Raw genomic sequence first — 1,969 nt, 5'->3', positions numbered from 1 at the left:
CCCCGGCCGAGTCGACCCCGCCCGCGGCCGCGTCGAGCCCCGCCCGGTCCCGGCCGTCGGGGATCCCCGGGGCATCGGAGTAGGCCGGGTCCAGACCCTCGGGGAGTGTGCGGGAGTCGGTGGCGGTGGGCTCGCCGAGGAAGATCCCCGTCCAGATCTTGAGCATGGACAGCAGGGTGAGGATGCTCACCGCCACGGCGACGGCCGCGGCGGCGATCTGGCCGGCGTCGAGGGCGGCGATGATGAGGCTGAGCTTGGCCACGAAGCCGGAGAAGGGCGGGATCCCGGCCAGCGACATGGCGGAGGCGAAGAACGCGATCGCGATGAGGGGCTCGGTCTTGGCCAGGCCCGAGAGCTGCCCGAGTCGCCTGGGACCGTAGCGCACCTCGATCGCGCCGATCGCCAGGAACAACGCCGCCTTGACGATCATGTGGTGCAGCAGATAGAAGATCCCGGCGGTGAGCCCGAGGGGGCCGAACAGGGCGACCCCGAGCAGGATGTAGCCGATCTGGCTGACCATGTGGAACGCGAGGATCGAGCGGGGGGCGGCCTCGCCCACCGCGCCGAGGACGCCGATCAGCATGGTGGCCGAGAACACGACCACGCCCACCCAGAGATAGCGGGAGTCCCCGTCGAAGATCACCGCGTAGATCCGGTAGATCGCGTAGATCGCGATCTTGGTGTGCAGGCCGGAGAACATCGCGGTCACCGCGGGGGACATCTTGGGGTACGCCCGCGCCAGCCACCCGTGTACGGGGACCACGGCAGCCTTGATCGCGAGCGCGAAGAGCACCAGGGCGGTGGCCACGGCCACGGCGGTGTCCTCGGAGGCGGCCCCGTGGAGCTCGGCGATGTTGACGGTTCCCGTCAGCCCGTAGATGAGGGCCACGCCGATCAGCAGGATGGTCGAGGCGAGCAGGTTGACCGAGATGTAGAGCCGCGACGCCGCGACGCCGACCACGCTGGCCCGCCCGGACCGGGTGATCATCATGAGCCCGTACGAGGGCAGGAGCATGACCTCGACAAAGACGAAGAAGTTGAACAGGTCCCCCGTGAGCAGGGCGCCGTTGACGCCGGCGGTCACGAGCAGGACCAACGGCGCGTAGAACCTCTTGAACGCCTCCCCGGCCGCCACGGCGAAGGCCGCGCACGTGAGCGTCAACAGGCTCGTCACCGTGAGCATGAGTGCCGAGAACATGTCGAGCACGAACGGGATGGCCACCCCGGGCGCCCACAGTGCGACCTGGTGCACCACGACCGAACCGTCCGATACCCAGGGCACGGTGGCGATGGCCGCGGCCAGTTGCGTCGCGAGAACCGCGAACAGGACCGTCAGGACCAGGCGCGTCCTCGAGGCGACGGCGACGAGCAGGCCCGCCGCCAGCAGCGGGACGGCGACGAACAGGGTGAGGGCGGACTCCAGCATCATCGGTGGGCCCCTTCCGCGTCGTGGTTCGTCGGCTCGTCGGGCTCCGGGTCCTCCGGGTGGGCGCCCCCGGGGATCTCCGGGAGGAGGTCCAGGTGGTCGAGATCGCCGACGTCGGTGTCGTCGTCGTCCCCGCCGATCACCGCCAGCACGAGCAGGTAGATCGTGATGGCGAAGGCGATGACGATAGCGGTGAGCACGAACGCCTGCGGCAGACCGTCGGCCGTCAGCGACGGGTCGGGGTCGGGCACCAGAGGTTCCTCACGCCGTGACGCGCCACCGGCCGCCATGAGCGTGAGGTGCGCGGCGTGGCTGAGCAGGATGAACCCCAGGATCACCCGGACCATCCCGCGTTGCAGGACGAGGAAGACGAAGCCGGCCATCAGGACGCCGACGGAGATCGCGAGGGTCATGCCTGTACCTCCCGGTGGTCAGCGGCGTCCCGGTTGTCAGCGGCGTCGATAGTGGGTTCCGCGTCCTCGGTGGCGGCGGCGTCGGTGGCCTCCGCGCCCGGGCCGGTGGGCGGGGGCGGCGCGGCGGGTT

At 70.4% G+C, this 1,969-nt stretch carries 2 protein-coding genes; both read right to left on the bottom strand.

Going from position 1 to position 1,969, the window contains the following annotated elements; genetic code table 11:
* Positions 1-1,429, bottom strand: a 1,429-nt coding sequence (locus G6027_RS16250) for a monovalent cation/H+ antiporter subunit D family protein (protein ID WP_182638061.1), incomplete at its 3' end; no start/stop codon positions are given.
* On the bottom strand, positions 1,426-1,839 hold the full coding sequence (locus tag G6027_RS16245; protein WP_182638060.1) for a cation:proton antiporter subunit C: 414 nt from the start codon (positions 1,837-1,839) through the stop codon (positions 1,426-1,428). The genes G6027_RS16250 and G6027_RS16245, both read right to left, overlap by 4 nt.
* Positions 1,840-1,969: the final 130 nt, after the last annotated feature.

The organism is Dietzia sp. SLG310A2-38A2 (assembly GCF_014145095.1).
In the GTDB taxonomy this organism is placed as follows: Bacteria; Actinomycetota; Actinomycetes; order Mycobacteriales; family Mycobacteriaceae; genus Dietzia.
Note: the sequence above shows the minus strand (reverse complement) of the source record. Positions and strands in the feature narration are given on the sequence as shown.

What these genes read in the sequence shown, in the direction of transcription:
- G6027_RS16245 (WP_182638060.1), bottom strand. Translation starts at nt 1,839, where the DNA reads ATGACCCTCGCGATCTCCGTCGGCGTCCTGATGGCCGGCTTCGTCTTC.